The organism is Roseateles sp. P5_B10, from assembly GCF_056400485.1.
On record NZ_JBFULE010001282.1, the window covers coordinates 1 to 1,007 of the forward strand.

Here is a 1,007-nt window from a genome sequence, read left to right on the forward strand (position 1 = left end):
GGCCAGGCCTTCGATGTTGAAGCCGCCTTCCGCCTCGGCCGCGCGGCCAGCAGCGTCGGACAGTTTCAGCGGCGCCAGGGCCGGCGCCGCCAGCAGGTCGGCCAGCAGGCCCGTGTAGGGCTGGCCCACCGGCTCCACCGTCGTGCCGCGGATCTCGGTGGCGAAGAAGCGCAGCCGGTCTTCGCGTACCTTGCCGGCGCTGTTGCGCGCATGCGAGGCGATCCAGTAGATGCGGCGGCCGACCTGGGCCGCGCCTTCGAGGTCGGCTTCCTTGTCGGCCTTCAAGAACTTGTCGAGGTCGATCCCGCCGACGCTTTTGGCTTCGCCGCGCCTGTAGATGGTCAGCCGGTTGTGCTCATCATCGGCAACGACGAAATGACGCGCATCCAGCGCCACCGCCGCCGAGGCGTCGCACAGGCCCTCATAGCGCGTCTGCGCCGCGGCCGCGCCTACCGCACACAGCAGCAGCGCAGCCAGCGCGCGCATCAGGCCGCCAACGGCGCGGTGCGCAGCAGCAGCCAGGCCAGGGCCGGGCCGCTGACCTTGGCGCTCAGGCGCTCTCGCACGGTGGCGTGGTAGCGGTTCAGCCATTCGATCTCGTCGGCGCGCATCAGGCTGATGTCGATGCAGCGCGTGTCGATGGGGCAGAGCGTCAGCGTCTCGAACTCCAGCATCTCGCCGAAGGCGTTCTTCTCCGGCGTATCGATGGCGACGTTGAGCACCAGGTTCTCGATGCGCACACCCCACAGCCCCGGCCGGTACAGGCCTGGCTCGATGGACGTGATCATGCCGGGCTCCATGGCCATGGCCGGCTCGGCAATCGCCTTGCTGATGCTCTGCGGGCCTTCATGCACATTCATGAAGTAGCCCACGCCGTGGCCCGTGCCGTGGCCGTAGTCCAGGCCGTGCTCCCACAGCGGCGCGCGGGCGATGGCGTCCAGCATGGGGCTGAGCGTGCCGCGCGGGAAGCGGGTGCGCGACAGCGCCAGCGTGCCCTTGAGCGCCAG

The 1,007-nt window shown here is 69.7% G+C and carries 1 protein-coding gene and 1 pseudogene; both read right to left on the reverse strand.

Annotated elements, in window-relative coordinates; all coding sequences use genetic code 11:
- A pseudogene (locus tag AC1DU6_RS32745) lies at positions 1–486 on the reverse strand (DUF3616 domain-containing protein); the annotation flags it as partial.
- Positions 486–1,007: M24 family metallopeptidase C-terminal domain-containing protein (locus tag AC1DU6_RS32750; RefSeq protein ID WP_477862439.1), on the reverse strand; the 522-nt coding region annotated here is incomplete at its 5' end. The pseudogene AC1DU6_RS32745 and the gene AC1DU6_RS32750, both read right to left, overlap by 1 nt.